General features: G+C 67.3%; 18 protein-coding genes. 8 read left to right on the top strand and 10 right to left on the bottom strand.

Annotated features, from left to right (window positions below; all coding sequences use genetic code 11):
- The first annotated feature begins 11 nt into the window (after window positions 1–11).
- The 5 genes from ACV17W_RS08965 to ACV17W_RS08945 all read left to right on the top strand — a co-directional run bounded on the left by ACV17W_RS08965 (window position 12) and on the right by ACV17W_RS08945 (window position 4,885).
- Window positions 12–1,130 carry an acyl-CoA dehydrogenase family protein gene (locus ACV17W_RS08965; protein ID WP_462596073.1) on the top strand — a complete coding sequence of 373 codons (1,119 nt, stop codon included), beginning with the start codon at window positions 12–14 and terminating at the stop codon, window positions 1,128–1,130.
- Window positions 1,127–1,924 carry a 2-(1,2-epoxy-1,2-dihydrophenyl)acetyl-CoA isomerase PaaG gene (gene paaG / locus ACV17W_RS08960; RefSeq protein ID WP_462596071.1) on the top strand — a complete coding sequence of 266 codons (798 nt, stop codon included), beginning with the start codon at window positions 1,127–1,129 and terminating at the stop codon, window positions 1,922–1,924. The genes ACV17W_RS08965 and paaG overlap by 4 nt, the downstream gene beginning before the upstream one ends.
- A gap of 113 nt (window positions 1,925–2,037) precedes the next feature.
- Window positions 2,038–2,868 carry an HTD2 family dehydratase gene (locus ACV17W_RS08955; RefSeq protein WP_462596070.1) on the top strand — a complete coding sequence of 277 codons (831 nt, stop codon included), beginning with the start codon at window positions 2,038–2,040 and terminating at the stop codon, window positions 2,866–2,868.
- On the top strand, window positions 2,865–4,061 hold the full coding sequence (locus tag ACV17W_RS08950; protein ID WP_462596069.1) for a CaiB/BaiF CoA transferase family protein: 1,197 nt from the start codon (window positions 2,865–2,867) through the stop codon (window positions 4,059–4,061). Before ACV17W_RS08955 ends, ACV17W_RS08950 begins: the two co-directional genes overlap by 4 nt.
- The gene (locus ACV17W_RS08945) at window positions 4,058–4,885 is read left to right on the top strand and encodes an HpcH/HpaI aldolase/citrate lyase family protein (RefSeq protein ID WP_462596505.1); all 828 of its coding nucleotides are present in this window, start codon (window positions 4,058–4,060) and stop codon (window positions 4,883–4,885) included. The genes ACV17W_RS08950 and ACV17W_RS08945 overlap by 4 nt, the downstream gene beginning before the upstream one ends.
- A 28-nt stretch (window positions 4,886–4,913) precedes the next feature.
- Here ACV17W_RS08945 and ACV17W_RS08940 read toward each other — a convergent pair whose 3' ends face one another.
- Genes ACV17W_RS08940 through hda form a run of 4 tightly spaced genes read right to left on the bottom strand, consistent with a single transcriptional unit; the run spans window position 4,914 to window position 8,148 of the window.
- Window positions 4,914–5,399 carry a 2-amino-4-hydroxy-6-hydroxymethyldihydropteridine diphosphokinase gene (locus ACV17W_RS08940; protein ID WP_462596068.1) on the bottom strand — a complete coding sequence of 162 codons (486 nt, stop codon included), beginning with the start codon at window positions 5,397–5,399 and terminating at the stop codon, window positions 4,914–4,916.
- The gene (pcnB, locus tag ACV17W_RS08935) at window positions 5,396–6,751 is read right to left on the bottom strand and encodes a polynucleotide adenylyltransferase PcnB (protein ID WP_462596067.1); all 1,356 of its coding nucleotides are present in this window, start codon (window positions 6,749–6,751) and stop codon (window positions 5,396–5,398) included. The genes ACV17W_RS08940 and pcnB overlap by 4 nt, the downstream gene beginning before the upstream one ends.
- Window positions 6,752–7,450, bottom strand: a complete 699-nt coding sequence (locus ACV17W_RS08930) for an HAD family hydrolase (RefSeq protein WP_462596066.1) — start codon at window positions 7,448–7,450, stop codon at window positions 6,752–6,754.
- Window positions 7,447–8,148: a DnaA regulatory inactivator Hda gene (gene hda / locus ACV17W_RS08925; RefSeq protein WP_462596065.1), complete on the bottom strand. Its 702-nt coding sequence runs from the start codon at window positions 8,146–8,148 to the stop codon at window positions 7,447–7,449. Before hda ends, ACV17W_RS08930 begins: the two co-directional genes overlap by 4 nt.
- A gap of 137 nt (window positions 8,149–8,285) precedes the next feature.
- On the opposite strand from hda, the gene purM reads away from it, so the two are divergent.
- Entirely contained in the window at window positions 8,286–9,335 is a 1,050-nt protein-coding gene (gene purM, locus ACV17W_RS08920) for a phosphoribosylformylglycinamidine cyclo-ligase (protein ID WP_462596064.1), read from the top strand.
- Between the two features lie 95 nt (window positions 9,336–9,430).
- Here the strand turns inward: purM and miaA are convergent, their stop codons facing one another.
- Entirely contained in the window at window positions 9,431–10,381 is a 951-nt protein-coding gene (gene miaA, locus ACV17W_RS08915; RefSeq protein WP_462596063.1) for a tRNA (adenosine(37)-N6)-dimethylallyltransferase MiaA, read from the bottom strand.
- Between the two features lie 46 nt (window positions 10,382–10,427).
- Window positions 10,428–12,338, bottom strand: a complete 1,911-nt coding sequence (gene mutL, locus ACV17W_RS08910; protein WP_462596504.1) for a DNA mismatch repair endonuclease MutL — start codon at window positions 12,336–12,338, stop codon at window positions 10,428–10,430.
- 381 nt (window positions 12,339–12,719) lie between these two features.
- On the opposite strand from mutL, the gene ACV17W_RS08905 reads away from it, so the two are divergent.
- A complete protein-coding gene (locus tag ACV17W_RS08905) occupies window positions 12,720–13,367 on the top strand; it encodes a VTT domain-containing protein (protein WP_462596062.1) in 648 nt (215 codons plus the stop codon).
- Between the two features lie 18 nt (window positions 13,368–13,385).
- On the opposite strand, the gene ACV17W_RS08900 is transcribed toward ACV17W_RS08905, so the two are convergent.
- From ACV17W_RS08900 to tsaE, 3 genes are all read right to left on the bottom strand, one after another.
- Window positions 13,386–13,823: a VOC family protein gene (locus ACV17W_RS08900; RefSeq protein ID WP_462596061.1), complete on the bottom strand. Its 438-nt coding sequence runs from the start codon at window positions 13,821–13,823 to the stop codon at window positions 13,386–13,388.
- Between the two features lie 177 nt (window positions 13,824–14,000).
- Window positions 14,001–15,377 (bottom strand): N-acetylmuramoyl-L-alanine amidase, encoded by a 1,377-nt coding sequence (locus ACV17W_RS08895; protein WP_462596060.1) that lies wholly within the window; start codon window positions 15,375–15,377, stop codon window positions 14,001–14,003.
- Complete coding sequence (gene tsaE, locus ACV17W_RS08890; protein WP_462596059.1) at window positions 15,308–15,844, bottom strand: tRNA (adenosine(37)-N6)-threonylcarbamoyltransferase complex ATPase subunit type 1 TsaE; 537 nt, start codon at window positions 15,842–15,844, stop codon at window positions 15,308–15,310. The genes ACV17W_RS08895 and tsaE overlap by 70 nt, the downstream gene beginning before the upstream one ends.
- Before the next feature lie 156 nt (window positions 15,845–16,000).
- Between tsaE and fumC the strand changes: the two genes are divergently transcribed.
- A complete protein-coding gene (gene fumC / locus ACV17W_RS08885) occupies window positions 16,001–17,392 on the top strand; it encodes a class II fumarate hydratase (RefSeq protein WP_462596058.1) in 1,392 nt (463 codons plus the stop codon).
- A 190-nt stretch (window positions 17,393–17,582) separates the two neighbouring features.
- Here the strand turns inward: fumC and ACV17W_RS08880 are convergent, their stop codons facing one another.
- Entirely contained in the window at window positions 17,583–18,479 is an 897-nt protein-coding gene (locus tag ACV17W_RS08880) for an AEC family transporter (RefSeq protein ID WP_462596057.1), read from the bottom strand.
- Window positions 18,480–18,705 lie beyond the last annotated feature (226 nt).

Raw genomic sequence — 18,705 nt, 5'->3', positions numbered from 1 at the left:
GGAACACGACTATGGATTTCGCGTATACCGAAGAACAGCGCATGCTGGCGGACAGCTTGCGGCGGCTGGTGCAAGACCAATGGAGTTTCGCCGCGCGGCGGGCGCGGGCGGCCAACCCACAGTTCGATGCCGGCGCCTGGGCGCAGCTGGCGGGGCTGGGGGTGCTGGGCCTGAACATCGCGGCCGAACATGGCGGGTTCGGCGAGCCGCCCGCCAGCCTGCTGCCGGTGCATCTCGAACTGGGCCGGGGCCTGGTGTCGGAACCCGTCATACCGAGCGCGGTGATGGCGGCGGCGCTGATCGCCGCGTGCGCCGACGAGGCCACGCAGCGCGCCTGCCTTCCGGCGCTGGCTGCCGGTGATGCCATCATGGCGGTGGCCTACCAGGAACCGGGCCGGCGCTACGACACCGAGCCCGAGCTGTGCCGCGTACGCCCGGCGGCCGACCGCATCCTCGAGCTTTCCGGGGCCAAGCACCTGGTGTGGCATGGCGCGGCGGCGCACGCCTGGATCGTGTCGGCCCGCGATATCGACGACGAGCTAGTCCTGTTGAAGGTGCCGGCCGATGCGCCGGGCGTGACGCTGCTCGACACGCCCACCCTTGATCGCGCCCGGTGTGCACGCATCGATTTCGATCGGACCCCGCTGCAGGCCGATGCGGTGCTGGCGCAAGGCCTGCAAGCGCGCGCAGCCCTGGGCACCGCGCTGGACTGGGGCGTCGCGGCCCTGTGCGCGCACGCCGCCGGCGCCATGGAGCGCTTGCTCGAGATCACCACCGATTACCTCAAGACGCGCCGGCAATTTGGTCAACCGCTGGCCGCGTTCCAGGTGCTGCAGCATCGCCTGGCCGATATGCTGGTGGCCAAGGAAATGGCGCTTTCCATGGCCTATGTCGCGGCCGCGGCGCTCAGCGAACCCGATGCGGCCCAGCGTCGCCGCATGCTGGCGGGTGCCAAGCTCGAAGCGGCGCGCGCCGGCCGTTACGTCGCCCAGAGCGCGGTGCAGTTGCATGGCGGCATGGGCATGACCGATGAACTCGAAGTCGGCGACTACTTCAAGCGCCTGACCATGATCGACCAGCTGCTGGGCGACACCGCCGAGCAATTCGCCGTGCTCGAGGAACTGGCATGACGCATCCCTTTGAACAGATCCGGTTCACCCTGCAAGACGGCGTGGGCATGATCACGCTGAACCGTCCGGAACGCCTCAACAGTTTCACCGCGGTCATGCACGCCGAACTCGCGCGTGCCCTCGACACTCTCGAGGCCAGCCCGCAATTGCGTGGCGTGGTCATCACTGGCGCGGGGCGCGGTTTCTGCGCCGGCCAGGACCTGGGCGAGCGCAAACCGCTGCCGGCGGGGCAGCGCCGCGACCTGAGCGAGGGCTTGCGCAATTACTATCGGCCGCTGGTGATGCGACTGCGCGCCTTGCCGGTGCCGGTCGTGTGCCTGGTCAACGGGGTGGCTGCGGGGGCAGGGGCCAGCCTGGTGCTGGCCTGCGATGTGGTCTACGCGGTGGAGTCGGCACGCTTCGTCCAGGCCTTCAGCAAGATCGGCTTGCTGCCCGACGCAGGCGGAACCTGGTTTCTGCCAAGGCTGGTCGGCTCGGCGCGCGCCATGGGCGCCGCGCTGTTCGGCGATGCGATCTCCGCGCGGCAGGCCGAGCAATGGGGCCTGATCTGGCGGTGTATTCCCGATGAAGAGCTCGATGCCACACGCGCGCAGGTGCTGGCCACGCTGGCGAACGGCCCCACGCGCGCCTATGGCGCCACCAAGCGTGCGCTGCAGGCTGCCAGCGGCAATACGCTGGCGCAGCAGTTCGATCTCGAATGCGAACTGCAGCAGCAATTGGGGTATACCGACGATTATCTCGAAGGCATGAGGGCGTTTGCCGAAAAGCGTCCACCGGCGTTCCAGGGCCGCTAGCCCGGACGGGCGGATTCCGGCCTCTTGAACCCCGCCTTGTAGAAATACGAATTCACAAACGTCCGAGGGGCGGGCATGCTTGCGGTTGCAACGACATTGCCAAGGAACCCAACATGACGTCATCCAACCCCGCGGCCTGGATCGGCCGCGGCGAGTCCGTGGCCGACAACCTCGACGCCGGCCATGCCGCCCGTATCGCCGCCACGCTGGGCGGGGCCGCGCCGGCCGTGGGCGCGCCCTTGCCGCCGCTGTGGCATTGGGCATTTTTCATCAGCCCCGTCGGCCTCGATGGCGTGGGGCCGGACGGCCACCCGGCCCGCGGCGGTTTCCTGCCGCCCGCCGACGACCGCAACCGCATGTGGGCCGGCGGCCGGGTTGACTTCCATGCGCCGCTGCGGGTCGGCGTACCCGCTGAACGCCGTTCCACCGTAGCCGACGTCCGCGAAAAAACCGGCCGGACCGGCGCGCTGCTGTTCGTTACCGTGCGGCACGAATACCACCAGGAAGGCACGCTGGCCATCCAGGAAGAACAAGACATCGTTTACCGGCAGCCTTCTCCGCCCAAGCTGGTCGGCACTGACGCGCCGCCGGCGCCGCAATGGCGCGAATCGGTCGATCCCGACCCCGTCCTGCTGTTCCGCTATTCGGCCGTGACCTTCAACGGGCACCGCATCCATTACGACCACCCCTATGTGACTGGCACCGAAGGCTATCCCGGACTGGTCGTGCATGGCCCCATGATCGCCACCCTGATGGTCGCCGCATTCCGCAATGCCCATCCGGGCGCCACGCTGCAGCAACTGTCGTATCGGGGCTTGCGGCCGCTCATCGCTCCCAAACCCTTCGACGTCGCCGGTCGCGTGGGCGAACCGGGCCTGGCGGAGCTCTGGGCCGAACAGGACGGCACGCTGGCGCACCAGGCGCAACTGAGGTTCTCCGCATGAATGCCGCTGCCTCCGTCCGTCCGCTCGACGGCATCACCGTCATCAGCCTCGAGCACGCCATCGCGGCCCCGTTCTGCACGCGCCAGCTGGCCGACATGGGCGCGCGGGTCATCAAGATCGAACGTCCTGGCGCAGGAGATTTCGCGCGCGGCTACGATGAGCGCGTGCGCGGAATGTCGTCGCACTTCGTCTGGACCAACCGTTCCAAGGAAAGTCTCACGCTCGACCTCAAGCATCCGGATGCCGCCGAGGTCATGCAGCGCCTGCTCGAGTCGGCCGACGTGCTGGTTCAGAACCTCGCCCCCGGCGCCGCCGATCGTCTCGGCCTGTCGTTCGATACCCTGCACGCCCGGCATCCCCGGCTGATCGTGTGCGACATCTCGGGCTACGGCGAAGGCGGCCCTTACGAACGCAAGAAAGCGTACGACCTGCTCATCCAGAGCGAAAGCGGCTTCGTGTCGGTAACGGGTTCGGCTGCCGAGCCCGCCAAGGCCGGCTGCTCGATCTCCGACATCGCCGCAGGCATGTATGCATATTCGTCCATCCTGAATGCGCTACTGCTGCGCCAGCGCACGGGCCTGGGCAGCCGGCTCGATGTGTCCATGCTCGAAAGCATGGTCGAATGGATGGGCTACCCCATGTATTACGCGTTCGAGGGCGCCACGCCGCCCACGCGCGCCGGCGCGGCCCATGCCACCATCTATCCGTACGGGCCGTTTCCGGTGGGCGACGGCGCCACCATCATGCTGGGCCTGCAGAACGAACGCGAGTGGCGCGTGTTCTGCGATCGCGTGCTCGCCCAGCCCGAGCTGGCCGACGACGAACGCTTCGCGTCCAATTCCCGGCGCGCGGCCAATCGCGATGCCCTGCGCGCCCTGATCGTGCAGGCCTTTGCCGGCATGACCATCGAGCAGGTCACCGAGCGCCTGGAATCCGCGCAGATCGCCAACGCGCGCGTGAACGAGATGAAAGATGTCTGGGCCCACCCGCAGTTGCAGGCACGCGATCGCTGGCGTGAAATCGACAGCCCCGCGGGCAGGCTGCCGGCACTGCTGCCGCCGGCTTCCAGCAGCGCGTTCACGCCACGCATGGACCCGGTGCCCGATGTAGGCGAAAGCACCGACGCGGTGCTAGCATCGCTGGGATACGCGCCCGCCGATGTGGCGCGCCTGCGAGCCGCGGAGGTCGTCTGATGCAAGCTGTAGTCCGTACCGCCCTGTTCGTGCCCGCCAGCCGCCCGGAGCGCATCCCCAAGGCCCTGGCCAGCGGCGCGGACACGGTCATCGTCGACCTCGAAGACGCGGTCGAACACCTGGCCAAGGCCGGCGCCCGCGAGGCCCTGTGCGATTTCCTGGGCACCCAGCCGGGTGTGCGGCTCTGGGTCCGCGTGAACGACGCTTCCACGCCCTGGCACGACGACGACCTCAAGGCCTGCCGCAACCATCCGGGCGTGGCGGCCATCGTCCTGCCCAAGGCCGAGACGGCCGCTCAGGTGCGGCATGCCGCGCAAACCGGCATCGCCATCGTGCCCATTCTGGAAACCGCCGACGGCGTGCTGAACACCGCCGAGATCGCCGCCACGCCCGGGGTGCAGCGCCTGGCGTTCGGCAGTCTCGACTACGGCCTCGACCTGGGGCTCACCACCGATTCAGAGGGCGCCGAGGTCGTGCTCGATCACGCCCGCGTGCAGGTCCTGCTGCACAGCAGGGCCGCGGGCCTGGCGCCGCCGCTCGATGGCGTCTTCCCGGGCGTGCAAGACACCACCGGCATGCGCGCCGCCGCCTGCCGGTCGCGCGACATGGGCTTTGGCGGCATGCTCTGCATACACCCCACGCAGGTCGCCATCATCCACGGCGCCTTCGCGCCGCCGGCCGCCGACCTGGAATGGGCGCGCCGCGTGGTGGCCGTGCATCGCGACAGCGGTGCGGGTACGTTCATGCTGGACGGAAAGATGGTCGATGCGCCTGTCATCGCGCGTGCCCGCCAGCTGTTGCAGCGGGCCGGCGAACAGGCCTAGCGGGGCCTGGCGGCCAGCACGTCCGGCTTCAGCCCGGCAAGCGCTCGACAGGCTGGTCGCCCAGTCGCGAAATGAGCGCGGGCAGGGGTCCGGCCGGCAATACGAGATCTGGCGTAAGCTCGGCCAGCGGCACCAGCACGAAGGCGCGCTGGTGCATGCGCGGATGCGGCAAAGCGAGTCTGGGCGTATCCATGGTGGAATTGCCATGCAGCAGCAAGTCCAGATCCAGCGTGCGCGGTGCGTTCCTGTAAGGCCGCTCCCGGCCGTGCCGGGTTTCAAGGGCTTGCAGCACGTCCAGCAGCGCCAGCGGCGCCAGGGTGGTGTCCACGCACGCGACGGCATTGATGAAATCAGGCCCGTCGGCGTCCACCGGCGCGCTGCGATAGAAGCTCGAAGGGCGGCAGCCCACGATGCCCGGCGCGGCCGCAAGTTCGTCCAAGGCGATGCGCAAGGTGGCGACGGCGTCGCCCAGGTTGGCGCCCAGGCCGACGTAGGCGCGGGCGGGGCGCGTCATTCGGTGGCTTGCGGCGCAGCGGCGCGGCGAGGGCGGCGGCGGCGTTTGCGCGGCGCGCCGGCTTCGGCCGGATCGCGCGGCAACTTCGAGAGCGCTTCGATCATGTCGGCGCGGGTGGCATCATCGCCATTGGCCAGGTCCATCCACCACTGCGCCAGCACGCTGTCGAATTCGCCTGCGGCGGCACGCAATTGCAGGAAATCGCAGGCGGCGCGAAAGCGCGGCTGTTCGATCATGCGGTAGATGGTCTTGCCCGAGCGCCGCTCGAAGCGCGGCTGCATGAACCAGATCTCGCGCATATCCGAAGAGAACCGGCGCTGGATCGCCAGCTTTTCGGTTTGTTCGTCGAGCACCGAATCGGCCGCGCTGACCAGCGCCGGAATGGTGTGTTCGCCGTCGGCTCGCAATTGCTTCCAGCGCGAATCCACCTGCTGCCACAGCAGCGCCGCAAACAGGAAGCTGGGGCTGATGCTCTTGCCGGTACGTACGCGCTTGTCGGTGCGTTCGAGCGCCAGTTCCACGAAGTGCTCGCCACCCGGCTGTTCAAGCACCACGTCCAGCAACGGCAGCATGCCGTGATGCAGGCCATCGGCGCGCAACTGCCGCAAACAATCCATGGCATGGCCGCAGGTCAGCAGCTTGAGCATTTCGTCGAACAGGCGCGACGCCGGCACGTTCTCGATCAGCGACGCCATGGTGCCGATGGGCTGGCGCGTGGCCGGATCGATGGTGCCGTTGAGCTTGGCGGCGAAGCGTACCGCCCGCAGCATGCGCACCGGGTCTTCGCGGTAGCGCTGCACCGGATCGCCGATGATGCGCACCTGGCGCTTCTTCAGGTCTTGCACGCCCTGGTGGAAGTCGATGACCTCTTCGGTGTGCGGGTCGTAGTACAGCGCGTTCATGGTGAAATCGCGCCGTGCGGCATCTTCTTCGTGGGTGCCGAATACGTTGTCGCGCAAGATGCGGCCGTGTTCGTCGGTCTCCTGGTCTTGCGAGGCCGGCGCCCGGAACGTCGACGTTTCAATGATTTCGGGTCCGAACACCACGTGGACGAGCTGGAAGCGGCGGCCGATGATGCGGGCCCGCCGGAACAGCGGCCGGATCTGTTCGGGCGTGGCGTTCGTGGCCACGTCGAAGTCCTTGGGTTCCAGGCCGACGATCAGGTCGCGTACGGCGCCGCCGACGATATAGGCGGCATAGCCATGCTGGCGCAGGACGTCGCATACCTTGATGGCATGCCGGGACACATTGCGGCGATCAATGCCGTGCTTGTCGCGCCCGATGCGCTGTGGCCCCCGGGCGGCCGGCATGAACAGCCGGCCGACGAATTTTTTTATGGTGTCGGTGATCATTTAGGATTTAGCGTCTTCCATGTGCTCGAACAGATCGAGCACCTGCCAGCCGCGGGCTTGGGCGATCTCTCGCAACGACGGGCTGGGATTGGTGGCTATCGGCCGGGTGACGGCCTCGAGCAGCGGTACATCGTTGGTCGAATCGCTATAAAAGAACGATTCGGAAAAATCCGCAAGCGTGAGCCCCATTCCTGCGAGCCACTCGTTCACGCGAACGACCTTGCCATGCTGAAAGCTGGGCGTGCCGTAGATGCGGCCGGTGTAGCGTCCATTGAGGTATTCAGGGTCGGTGGCGATCAGGTGCGTGACGCCGAATGCGCGCGCGATGGGCGCCGTGACAAAACTGTTGGTGGCCGTGACCAGTGCGCACAGGTCGCCTGCCGCCAGGTGCCGATCGACCAGTTGCAGGGCCTGAGGCGTGATGTCGGGCCGCACCACTTCGGCCATGAACTCTTCGTGCCAGGCGGCCAGATCGAATGGTGTGTGGGCGGCCAGCAGGCCCAGCATGAATTCGGCGGCCTGGTCGGCGGTGAGCTGCCCCTGGTTGTAGCGCACCATGAGGTCGTCGTTGCGCCGGCGCGCTTCTTCAGGATCGCCGGCGCGCCCGGTGCGTGCCAGGAAATCGGCCCATTGGTAGTCGCTGTCGAGCGGCAGCAGCGTGTGGTCCAGGTCGAACAGCGCGAGTCGTCGGGGCTTCATGGCGTTTGTGTATCGGGGTCTGCCAGCATGGCGCGCAGCAGCGGAATGGTAATGGCCCGGCCAGTGGCCAGGGAATAGCGGTCCAGGGCGTCGAGCAGCGCGGCCAGCTTGCGGATGTCGCGTTCACGATGCGTGAGCATCCACTGGATGACCTCGGGAGCCAGTTGCAGCCCTCGGTCGGCGGCCTGCGCCGCCAGCGCGGCCACCTTGTCAGCATCGGAAAGCGGTTCAAGCCGGAAGACCAGGTCCCAGCCCAGGCGGGTGCGTAGGTCTTCGCGCAACGGCATGGACAGGGGCGCGCGGTCGCCCGCGATCGCCAAGACGAATGCGCGGCCGGTGGCCGCGCATTCGCGCCACCGATTGTACAAGGCGAACAGCGCGGCCTGGCCTGCTTCGTTCATGCGATGCACATCATCGACGGCCGCCAGGGGCGGCATGACTGCCGAAGAGTCGGCATCGGCCAATTGCCGCAACGCCTGTGGCGCCTGCGCGGCGTCGATATAAACGGCGCCCGGGCGGGCGGCCAGGCCGCGCAGCAGATGGCTGCGGCCGCAGCCGGCGGCGCCCCACAGATACATGGCGCGGCCCGGCGCCAGGTCGCGTGCGGCGGCCAGCGCCTCGGTATTGGGGCCTGCGATGTAGTTCTGCAGCGTGGGAGCGGGTGCGGGCAGTACGTCGAGCAGCAGCTGGCGAGTCATGGACGAAAATATGGACGTGGCGGGGTCGCAAGGCCGTGGCCGGCCGCATCGCACGATAGCAAACGCCAGGGCATCGTAAAATGCCGGATCGGCACCCCGTAAACCCTGCAATTGTTACATACCCCACGGTTTTTCTCATGACTACTCAACCTTCCGCCCCCCTGACGTACCGCGACGCCGGCGTCGATATCGACGCGGGCGATGCCCTGGTCGACCGCATCAAGCCCCTGGCTGCGCGCACCATGCGTCCCGGCGTCCTGGCCGGCATCGGCGGGTTCGGCGCCTTGTTCCAGGTGCCCGGGAAGTACCGCGAGCCCGTGCTGGTTTCCGGCACCGACGGCGTGGGCACCAAGCTGCGCCTGGCCTTCGAATGGAACCGCCACGACACCGTGGGCGTGGATCTGGTCGCCATGAGCGTCAACGATATCCTGGTGCAGGGTGCCGAGCCGCTGTTCTTCCTGGATTACTTCGCCTGCGGCAGGCTGTCCGTGGACACCGCCGCCGCCGTGGTGGGCGGCATTGCCCGGGGTTGCGAGCTCGCGGGCTGCGCGCTGATCGGGGGCGAAACGGCCGAAATGCCCGGCATGTACCCCGACGGAGAATACGACCTGGCCGGATTCGCCGTGGGCGCGGTCGAAAAATCGGAAATCCTCGATGGCAAGTCCATCCAGCCCGGCGACGTCGTGCTCGGTCTGGCCTCGAGCGGCGCACACTCCAACGGTTATTCGCTGGTGCGCAAAATCATCGAACGCGCGGGCGCGCGTCCCGACCAGGACTTCCACGGGCAGCCGCTGGTCGACGTGGTCATGGCCCCCACGCGCATCTATGTGAAGCAGGTGCTGGCCGCGATGGCCGCGCACGCGGGCGGCATCAAGGGCCTGGCCCATATCACGGGCGGCGGCCTGCTCGATAACGTGCCGCGCATTCTTCAACCCGGTCTCGCGGCCCGCCTGCATCGCGATGCCTGGCAGATGCCGCCCCTGTTCCAGTGGCTGCAGCAGCAGGGCAACGTAGCCGATTCCGAAATGCACCGCGTGTTCAACTGCGGCATCGGCATGGTCATCGTCGTGGCCGCAGACCAGGCCGACGCGGTTGCCGCCACCTTGCAGTCGCAGGGTGAAACCGTCAGCCGCATCGGCGAGATCGTGGCGCAGCAAGACGGCGAAGCCCAGACCGTGGTGGTCTGAGTCCGGTGCCGCGCCGCGGGCCCCCTTGAGCGGGTGCGCCGCTCGCGCATGCCGGGCGCGGCCGGCGCCGCCGCCTTCCTACCCGCCAACAGGCGTCATCCGTTCTTCAGCGCAACGGCCACCGCATCGACGGTGCGTGATACCGCCTCGCTGGCAAGGCAATCCACGACGACGCGTTCGGGCTGTGCGCGCAGCCAGGTCAGCTGCCGTTTCGCGAGCTGGCGGGTCGCTGCAATGGCCTGTTCGCGCGCGGTCGCGAGATCGACCTCGCCGTCCAGATGGGCCCACATCTGCCGGTAGCCCACGCATCGCACCGAGGGCAGGCCCGGATGCAGGTCGCCGCGTGCACGCAGGGTCCTCACTTCATCCAGCAAGCCGCTCGCGAGCATGTCGTCGTAACGCTGTGCGATGCGCGCATGCAGCGCGGCGCGATCGCCGGGTTCCAGGCTGATGGTCAGGTAGCGGTGTGTGGACGGCCTGTCGGCCTGCAGCCTGTGCCGCGTCAGCAGCGCCGACATGGGCTGCCCGCTCAGCAGGCAGATTTCCAGCGCACGCTGTATGCGCTGGCTGTCGTTGGGCGCCAGGCGCGCGGCGGTAGGCGGATCCAGCGCGGCCAGCTCGGAGTGCAGGGCGGGCCAGCCCAGACGTTCCGCCCGTTCTTCGAGTTCGGCACGCAGCGCGGGGTCGGCCTGGGGCAGGTCGTCCAGACCGTCGCGCAGCGCCTTGTAGTACATCATGGTGCCGCCGGCCAACAGCGGCATGCGTCCGCGCGAGCGGATGTCCGCGATCAGCCGCAAGGCGTCGGACCGGAACTCGGCAGCCGAATACGACTGCGCGGGGTCACGGATGTCGAGCAAGTGCTGTAGCACCTGTGCCCGCTCGTCGGCCGATGGCTTGGCCGTGCCGATATCCATGCCCTGGTAGATGGTGGCCGAATCGACGTTGACGACTTCCAGAGGCCAGCGCTGCGCCAGTGCCAGCGTGGCGGCGCTCTTGCCCGCGGCCGTGGGCCCGGCCAGGCAGATGATGGGTGCGTCGGCGCTCATTCGGTCGGAAACGTCGTGCCGGGGCCGGTCAACAAGCGTGCCATGTTTACTGACCACGCAGGAAAAGTTTGTCCAGGTCGGTTACCGACCATTGCACCCAGGTGGGGCGGCCGTGATTGCACTGGTCGGCGCGCTCGGTCACTTCCATCTGGCGCAGCAGGGCGTTCATTTCTTCTATGGTCAGGCGCCGGTTGGCGCGTACTGACCCATGGCACGCCATGGTCGAGAGCAGTTCGTTGCGCTGTTCGGTCAGCAGGCGCGAAACGCCTACCGCGCCAAGGTCGCGCAGCACGGCGCGCGCCAGGGTCTCGATGTCGCCACGCGCCAGCAGCGCCGGCACCGAACGCACGGCGATCGAGGTGGGGCCGGTGGGCCGCATATCGAAGCCCAGTCCGGCCAGCTCGTCCTGGTGTTCTTCTGCGAGGGCGACGTCTTTTTCCTGCGCGTGGAACACCACTGGAACCAACAGGTCCTGGCGGGGCAGGTCACGGGCGTCCAGGGCACGCTTGAGTTGTTCGTACACCACCCGCTCATGCGCCGCGTGCATGTCTACCAGCACCAGCCCGCGCCGATTTTGCGCCAGGATATAGACGCCATGCAACTGTGCCAGCGCCATGCCCAGCGGATGTTCTTCGTCGGCCGGCAAGGATGCGGGCGTGGGCGAGGCTTCGCGCAATTCAGCTGGCGCGGGCTGCGCGCCTTCGAGCGGGCGGTACAGCGAACGCCAGTCGGCGGCCGGAATGCCCGCGGGTTCGGCGTGCAGCCGGAACGGCATCTGTGAATGCGGCCGTACGGCGGCCGGGGCCGGTGCAGCCGGGGCCTTCCAGGCCGGCTCGCCGCGGCCGGCGGCGGGCGAATCGTGCGATGCTGTGGCGGTCGGCGCGGCAGCGAGCGCACCCGTACCCGCGTCGGCGCCGGGGGTGGCTTGCCCGGGCGCGTCGGAGGGCGCCACCGCCACGGCCGAGGCGCCGCCGGTCTGCGCCAAGGCCTGGGCCACCACTTGCCCGACAAAGCGATGCACCGCGCCGCTGTCCCGGAAACGCACTTCGGATTTGGCGGGATGCACGTTGACGTCGACCGCGCCGGGGTCGATGTCCAGGTACAGCACATAGGCGGGCTGACGGTCGCCGTGCAGCACGTCGGCGTACGCCGCGCGCAGCGCGTGGCTGACGGTGCGATCACGCACATAGCGGCCGTTGACATACAGATACTGGCGGTCGGCGCGGGCGCGTGCGGCGGTAGGCCGCGTGACCATGCCCGACAGGCTGATGGCGCCTGCCGAGGCACTCAGGGGCAGCCCATGTTCTGCGAACTCGGCGCCCAGCACATCGCGTATGCGTTGTCCGGGGTCCGCGGGCAGCCACTGGCGCTGTGCACGGTCGTGATGGAACAGCCGGAAGGCGATGTGGGGGTGGGCCAGCGCGATGCGTTCCATGGCATCGACGCAGTGGCCGAACTCGGTGGCTTCGGCGCGCAGGAACTTGCGGCGCGCGGGCACTGAGTCAAAGAGCTGGCGCACGTCGATGGTGGTGCCGGGAGGACCCGAAGCGGGCGTGACCTGCAGGCTGCCGCCATCGATCTGCCACGCGTTCGGGGCCTGTCGGGTGCGTGAAATCAGGCTGACCTGCGCCACCGAAGCGATGGAGGCAAGCGCCTCGCCGCGGAAACCCATCGAGGCGACGGATTCCAGTTCGTCGAGCGACCGGATCTTGCTGGTGGCATGGCGGGTCAGTGCCAGCGGCAACTCTTCAGGCGGAATGCCCACGCCGTCATCGGTGACGGCAATGCGCCGAATGCCGCCGCCCTCCAGCCGCACTTCAATGGCGCGCGCGCCGGCATCGATGGCGTTCTCGAGCACTTCCTTCAGTACCGAGGCGGGCCGCTCGATCACTTCGCCCGCGGCGATCTGGCTGATCAGCAGGTCGGGCAGGGCGGCGATGGCGCGGCGATCGGACATGGAAAGCGGCTGGGACGAATGGGACATGCGCCAATTTTAGCCCGCCGCCTCTGGCGTCTCGCGGGACAGCCCGCGGCCCCGCGTGCGTTATAGTCGTAGCCTGTTCAAGCCGCGAGGCGTACGGGCGCCCGGGCGCAGCACGGCCGCGATGCCGATGCGCGGCCGCGCGTAGACTGTGGGCCGCGCTGCCCGGCCGCCGTGACCCTGCCGGGCTGGCGCCGCCGGCGTCGTCGCCGCGCCGTCATGGCGCGCGCGGGACCGGATGAGCGCCCGGCATGCCGGGCCCCGCCGCAACCCGCGCGCGGCTGCGAGGCCCGGCCGCGTCATCGCGCTCGGCTACGCCTTCCTGCCATTTGCCGGCGCTTTCCACATCCCGATTGCATGCTCGATTTTTTTCAGATGGTGTTGCATATCGACCAGACGCTGGGTATCTGGGTCGACCAATACGGCACTTCGGTTTATCTGGTTCTGTTCTTGATTGTTTTTGCCGAGACCGGGTTGGTGGTGTTGCCTTTCCTGCCCGGCGATTCTCTGCTGTTCATCGCCGGGGCCATCGGAGCCACGGGTGGGCTCGATCCCCTCTGGCTGGGCGCATCGCTGGTGCTGGCCGCTGCGGCCGGCAACACCGTCAACTACGCTATCGGACGCAAGGTGGGGCCGCGCGTCTTCACCATGAGTTCGCATATCCTGGATCGCGCGGCGCTCATGCGCACGCACCGGTTCTACGCAAAACACGGCGGCAAGACCATCGTGATGGCGCGCTTCCTGCCGGTGGTCCGCACGTTCGCGCCTTTCGTGGCGGGGGTGGCGGCGATGGACTGGCTGCGTTTCCAGATCTTCAACGTGGGCGGAGCCGTGTTGTGGGTCGCGGGGCTGATTGCGGCCGGGTTCTTTTTCGGCAATATCCCGGTCGTGAAAGATCACCTCAACACCATCGTGCTGCTGGGCATCGCGGCTGCCATCGTTCCCGTGGCCATTGCCGCCCTGTTGAAGGGGGCACGCGGCCTTCGCGCCGGCCCGCGCCGCTGAGCGTCCGCCGACGCGATGTCAGCCGGGGTGATCGGCGGGCGGTCCGCCCGCCTTCGGCCAGTAGCTGCCGAATGTCCACAGGTTGTTTTCCGGATCGCGGCACGAAAACTCACGGCTGCCGTAGTCGGTATCGGAGATTTCTTTCTCGATCACAGTGCCCGCGTCGACCACCTTGGTGTATAGCGCATCGGGGTCATCCACGGCCATGTACAGCGAATCGGTGCGTCGGCCATCGAGGCTGCCCACCAGCTTGCTGTAGGCGTGATCACGGTGCTGCCCCAGCATCAGGATGGAAGAGCCATACACCAGTTCGGCGTGCACCACCATGCCGGCGTGCCGGTACACCACGTGTTCGGTATAGCCCAGGATGTCCTTCAGCCATCGGATCATTTGCTCGGCGTCGCGGCAGAGCATGGTCGGAAACAGGCGCGGCGGTTCGAGGGATGGGGCGTTCATGATCTTGTTCCGGCCGGGGGGAACTGCAATCATATGCCTTGCGCCCCGGCCCGGTCAGGATTTATGAGACCGGGCGCGTACCGGGGCGGGCGGCCTGCGGAAAATGGCGCCATGCTGGTTACACCGGCCTGTGCGCTCCGCAGGCGTGCCGGGACACGCGGCGGTGCACGGCCGGGATCAGCTGGCGTCGGCGATGTGGGCCAGCGGCGGATTTGCCACGAAGTATTGCTGGATGCCGGTCAGCATGGCCTGGGCCAGCTTCTGCTGGTGGCTGCCCGAGCGCAGCAGCTCTTCTTCGCGCGGATTGCTGATGAAAGCGGTCTCGACGAGTATGGACGGAATATCGGGTGCCTTGAGCACGGCGAAGCCGGCCTGTTCGACTTGCCGCTTGTGCAGCCGGTTGATCTTCTTGATCTCGTCCAGGAAGGCGGCGCCCAGCCGCAGCGAATCATTGATCTGCGCCGTCGTGGACAGGTCGAGCAACACCTTGGCCACCTGTTTGTCGTGGCTTCCCAGGTTCACGCCGCCGATCAGGTCGGCCGCGTTTTCCTTGTTCGCCAGCCAGCGCGCCTGCGTGCTGGTGGCGCCGCGCTCGGACAGCGCGAACACCGATGAGCCGCTGGCCGTGGGCTTGATCCAGGCGTCGGCGTGGATGGAAATGAACAGGTCGGCCCGCACGCGGCGGGCCTTCTGCACGCGCACATGCAGCGGCACGAAGTAGTCGTCGTCGCGGGTCAGGTAGGCGCGCATGTTGGGCTGGTCGTCGATCAGCGCCTTCAGCCGGCGCGCGATGCGCAGCACCACGTCTTTTTCGCGCAGGCCCGACTTGCCGATGGCGCCGGGATCTTCGCCACCGTGGCCCGGGTCGAGCGCGATGGTGACCATGCGCTTGCGGCGGCCCGGGCGGGTGGGCTCGGGCGCGGGCTTCGGCATGGCGATGGCAGGCGGCGGTTCTTGCCCCTGAGCTTGCGGCGCGGGGGCTGTGGGCGTGACCGGATTGCGTGCGATGTCTTCGAGAATGCGCGCGAGCGGATCGTCGACGTCAGGCCCCGCCTGCTTTTTCAGCATGGCCATCAACGGGTCTTGCGCCACCTTGGGATACAGGTCGAGCACCAGCCGGTATTGATAGTCGCCCACCGGCTTGAGCGTGAACACCTGCGGCGCCACGCCCTGCTTGAGATCAAAGACCAGGCGCACGACATTGGGGCGGTTCTGAGCCACCCTCAGGGCCTGGATGTACGGGTCGTCGGGGCGCACCTTGGAGATGAGCTGGTTCAGCGCGGTGCTGACTTGCAGCCCTTCGATATCGACCACCAGGCGGTGCGGGTTTTCCAGCGTGAAATGTTCGGCTTTGAGTTCGCTGTCGAGTTCCAGCGTGACGCGCGTGTACTCGTCGGCTGGCCAGGTACGCACGGCCAGGATCGTGGCGGCGCTGGCCAGTCGGGGCAGCACCGGCAGGACGAGCAGCGTCGTGGCGACGCTGATCAGGCGTCGGCGTTGGGCGCCGCGGGGGGAAAGGGCGCCTGGGGCATTGGGACAATCGCGTTCAACCATGTTTGTCCTCGGGCGGTATGGGCAGTCAGGGTGACGTCGCGGCCCGGTTCGGCATAAACCAGCGAAATCTGCATGTCGGGCGGGGGAAGCACCCCCTCCGCACGCTCGGGCCATTCGATCAAAACGACGGCGTCATCGCGCAGTAAATCTCGAAAACCTGCGTCCAGCCATTCGCGCGGATCGCTAAATCTATAAAAATCAAAGTGATAGAAGTATAAGTTAGAAACTTTATAAGATTCAAGCAGGGCATAGCTGGGGCTTTTGATCCGCCCCGATATGCCGCATCCGCGCAACAGTGCCCGGGTGAACGCCGTTTTGCCGGCGCCCAGGTCTCCTTGCAGGTAGATTCGTCCCCCTGGCGGCAGGCTGGCCGCCCCGCTTACCAGGGGCGCCAGCTGGCGCGCCAGCGCCTCGGTGGCGGCTTCGTCGGGCAAATGCAGGGATAGGCTGCTCGCGGGAACGGACATAGTGGGAGTCGAGTGGTAAAACAGGGAGAACGTGTCCCGATTATAGGGAGCGGCCCCGGCGCAGCCAGCCGCCTGCTAGCATCGTATTGCGCTCAATTCCCGTTCAAGCCCATGCCCGCGCCAGTGCCGCGCGGGCCTCGCCAGGATGCAATCGCCATGAAACACCGTATCGAAAAAGATACCTTCGGTCCGATAGAAGTGCCCGCCGACCACTTATGGGGCGCCCAGACCCAGCGTTCCCTGCAGTTTTTCGCGATATCCACCGAGCGCATGCCGGTACCCCTGGTGCAAGCCATGGCGCAATTGAAGCGAGCGGCTGCAAAGGTCAACGCCGACCTGGGCGAGCTCGATGCCACGATCGCCGATGCCATCACGCGCGCGGCCGATGAGGTCATCGCCGGCAAGTGGCCCGATGAGTTTCCCCTGTCGGTATGGCAGACCGGCTCCGGTACGCAGAGCAATATGAACATCAACGAGGTGCTGGCCAACCGCGCCTCCGAACTATTGGGTGGCGAACGTGGCGAAGCGCGCAAGGTGCATCCCAACGACCACGTGAATCGGGGGCAGTCGTCCAACGACACCTTTCCCACCGCCATGCACGTGGCCGCGGCCCTTCAGGTCGAACATCATCTGCTGCCGGCCTTGAAGGCCCTGCGCGGCACGCTGGCGGCCAAAAGCGCGGCGTTCTATGACATTGTGAAGATCGGCCGCACGCACCTGCAGGACGCCACCCCTCTGACGCTTGGACAGGAGCTCTCGGGCCACGTGGCCCAACTGGACCTGGCCGAGCAACAGCTGCGCGCGGCGCTGCCGGGGCTGCACCAGCTGGCCATCGGAGGCACCGCGGTCGGTACCGGCCTGAACGCGCACCCCGAGTTCAGCGCGAAAGTGTGCGCCGAACTGGCGCACGAAACCGGCTCGCCATTCGTGTCGGCTCCCAACAAGTTCCAGGCATTGGCTTCGCACGAAGCGCTGCTGTTCGCCCATGGCGCGCTGAAGTCGCTGGCGGCCGGATTGATGAAAATTGCGAACGACGTGCGTTGGCTGGCCAGCGGGCCGCGTTCGGGCCTGGGCGAGATCAGCATTCCGGAAAACGAACCGGGCAGCTCGATCATGCCGGGCAAGGTGAACCCGACGCAATGCGAAGCGATCACCATGCTGGCCGCGCAGGTCATGGGCAATGACGTCGCCATCAATATCGGCGGCGCCAGCGGCAACTTCGAACTCAATGTGTTCAAGCCGCTCGTCATTCACAACTTTCTGCAATCGGTACGCTTGCTGGCCGACGGCATGTCGAGCTTCGACCGCCATTGTGCCGCCGGCATCGAGCCCAATCGTGAGCGCATCGCCGAGCTGGTCGATCGTTCGCTGATGCTGGTCACCGCCCTGAACCCGCACATCGGTTACGACAAAGCCGCGCAGATCGCCAAGAAGGCGCACAAAGAAAACCTGTCGCTGAAAGACTCGGCATTGGCGCTGGGCTATGTCACTGAAGAGCAGTTTGCGCAGTGGGTCGTACCCGCTGACATGACCAACTCGCGCAGGTAGCCGGGGCGCCTGCGCCCCTGGGCAGGACCATGGCGACGCGCGGCCGCGACTGGCTGCGACGCCCCGCGGCCCGGAAGATCCGGCTTGCGCCGGGATCGCGATTTGCCGGGCGGGTCAGTCCGGCGTGCGGCCATGGCCTGCGCCCGCGCGCGGCGTGGAAGCATCGGCCACGACAGTCCCCGCAAATGGACTACCCGGCGGCCACCGCGACCCAGGCGGGGATGGTCACGATCGAGAGCAGGGTGCCGAGCGAAATCAACAACGACACCATGCGTCCGTCGCCACCCATGCGCATGGCCAGCACATAGGCGGCCGACGCCGTGGGCAGCGCCGCGAACAACAGCAGCATGCGGGCCTCATTGGCGGGCAGCTCCCAGAGGCGGGCCGCGCCCAGCGCTGCCAGCGGCAGCAACAACAGCTTCACCACGAGGATCCAGGCGATCAGCCGGCCCTGCTGCTGGCCGCCCTGCCAGGAAAGGCTCGCCCCTACGCAGAGAATGCCCAGGGCCAGCGAGGCCGCACCCAGGCGCGACAGCACTGAATCGAGCGGGCCGGGCAACTGCAGGCCGCCGAGGTTGCCGGCCAGGCCCAGCAGCGTGGCCACCAGCAGCGGATTGCGCAGCAGTTCCCGCCACAGCCCGCTGCCGCCATGGCGCGCCAGGCCGTATACGGCGGCGATGTTGGCCAGAGGCACGGCAAAGCCCACAATCAGCGCCATGGTGGTCTGGCCCTGCGGGCCGCCCAGGCTCGCCGCGAGCGCCAGGCCGATATAGGTGTTGAAACGGAATCCGCACTGGGCCGCCGACGCCAGGGCGAGCGGCGCCGCTCCCAGGCCGCGGCCGCCTGCCCAGGCCAGCACCACGCCGGCGGCCACCACCAAGGCGGTGGCCTGCAGCAGCGTCAGTGCGTCACCCGCGGTAATGGGCGTGCGCAGGATGGCCAGGAACAGCATTGCCGGGAAAAGCACGAAATACACCATGCGTTCCGTCCCGGCAAAAAATTCGCGATTGAAGCCCAGCTTGTGCCGCATCAGCCAACCCAGGGCAACCAGCAGGAAATCGGGCAGGACGAGCAAGGCGACCGACATGGGAATCCGGAAAAATTGGGGAAACTACGGCATATTTCGCCCGCGCGGCGCGCCGATTTGCTGCTATTCTCCCCGAAATCGGCAGCGCGCGTGCGCCATCAGCGCACCAGTTTTTTATATACTCCGCTCGCCTCATTTTCACAGCACACGGCTTATCGGCCGTCCGCTGAAGCCTGCACTATCGGTTCCCATACGGGGGGCCCGCACTTGGAGGAAATACAAGAAT

Source organism: Bordetella sp. MIP270_01_BMS (assembly GCF_054958705.1).
The sequence above is the reverse complement of the archived record's forward strand: the minus strand, read 5'-3'. Positions and strand labels throughout refer to the sequence as shown.

What these genes read in the sequence shown, in the direction of transcription:
- ACV17W_RS08965 (WP_462596073.1), top strand. Translation starts at nt 12, where the DNA reads ATGGATTTCGCGTATACCGAAGAACAGCGCATGCTGGCGGACAGCTTG.
- paaG (WP_462596071.1), top strand. Translation starts at nt 1,127, where the DNA reads ATGACGCATCCCTTTGAACAGATCCGGTTCACCCTGCAAGACGGCGTG.
- ACV17W_RS08955 (WP_462596070.1), top strand. Translation starts at nt 2,038, where the DNA reads ATGACGTCATCCAACCCCGCGGCCTGGATCGGCCGCGGCGAGTCCGTG.
- ACV17W_RS08950 (WP_462596069.1), top strand. Translation starts at nt 2,865, where the DNA reads ATGAATGCCGCTGCCTCCGTCCGTCCGCTCGACGGCATCACCGTCATC.
- ACV17W_RS08940 (WP_462596068.1), bottom strand. Translation starts at nt 5,399, where the DNA reads ATGACGCGCCCCGCCCGCGCCTACGTCGGCCTGGGCGCCAACCTGGGC.
- pcnB (WP_462596067.1), bottom strand. Translation starts at nt 6,751, where the DNA reads ATGATCACCGACACCATAAAAAAATTCGTCGGCCGGCTGTTCATGCCG.
- ACV17W_RS08930 (WP_462596066.1), bottom strand. Translation starts at nt 7,450, where the DNA reads ATGAAGCCCCGACGACTCGCGCTGTTCGACCTGGACCACACGCTGCTG.
- hda (WP_462596065.1), bottom strand. Translation starts at nt 8,148, where the DNA reads ATGACTCGCCAGCTGCTGCTCGACGTACTGCCCGCACCCGCTCCCACG.
- purM (WP_462596064.1), top strand. Translation starts at nt 8,286, where the DNA reads ATGACTACTCAACCTTCCGCCCCCCTGACGTACCGCGACGCCGGCGTC.
- miaA (WP_462596063.1), bottom strand. Translation starts at nt 10,381, where the DNA reads ATGAGCGCCGACGCACCCATCATCTGCCTGGCCGGGCCCACGGCCGCG.
- mutL (WP_462596504.1), bottom strand. Translation starts at nt 12,338, where the DNA reads ATGTCCGATCGCCGCGCCATCGCCGCCCTGCCCGACCTGCTGATCAGC.
- ACV17W_RS08905 (WP_462596062.1), top strand. Translation starts at nt 12,720, where the DNA reads ATGCTCGATTTTTTTCAGATGGTGTTGCATATCGACCAGACGCTGGGT.
- ACV17W_RS08900 (WP_462596061.1), bottom strand. Translation starts at nt 13,823, where the DNA reads ATGAACGCCCCATCCCTCGAACCGCCGCGCCTGTTTCCGACCATGCTC.
- ACV17W_RS08895 (WP_462596060.1), bottom strand. Translation starts at nt 15,377, where the DNA reads ATGGTTGAACGCGATTGTCCCAATGCCCCAGGCGCCCTTTCCCCCCGC.
- tsaE (WP_462596059.1), bottom strand. Translation starts at nt 15,844, where the DNA reads ATGTCCGTTCCCGCGAGCAGCCTATCCCTGCATTTGCCCGACGAAGCC.
- fumC (WP_462596058.1), top strand. Translation starts at nt 16,001, where the DNA reads ATGAAACACCGTATCGAAAAAGATACCTTCGGTCCGATAGAAGTGCCC.
- ACV17W_RS08880 (WP_462596057.1), bottom strand. Translation starts at nt 18,479, where the DNA reads ATGTCGGTCGCCTTGCTCGTCCTGCCCGATTTCCTGCTGGTTGCCCTG.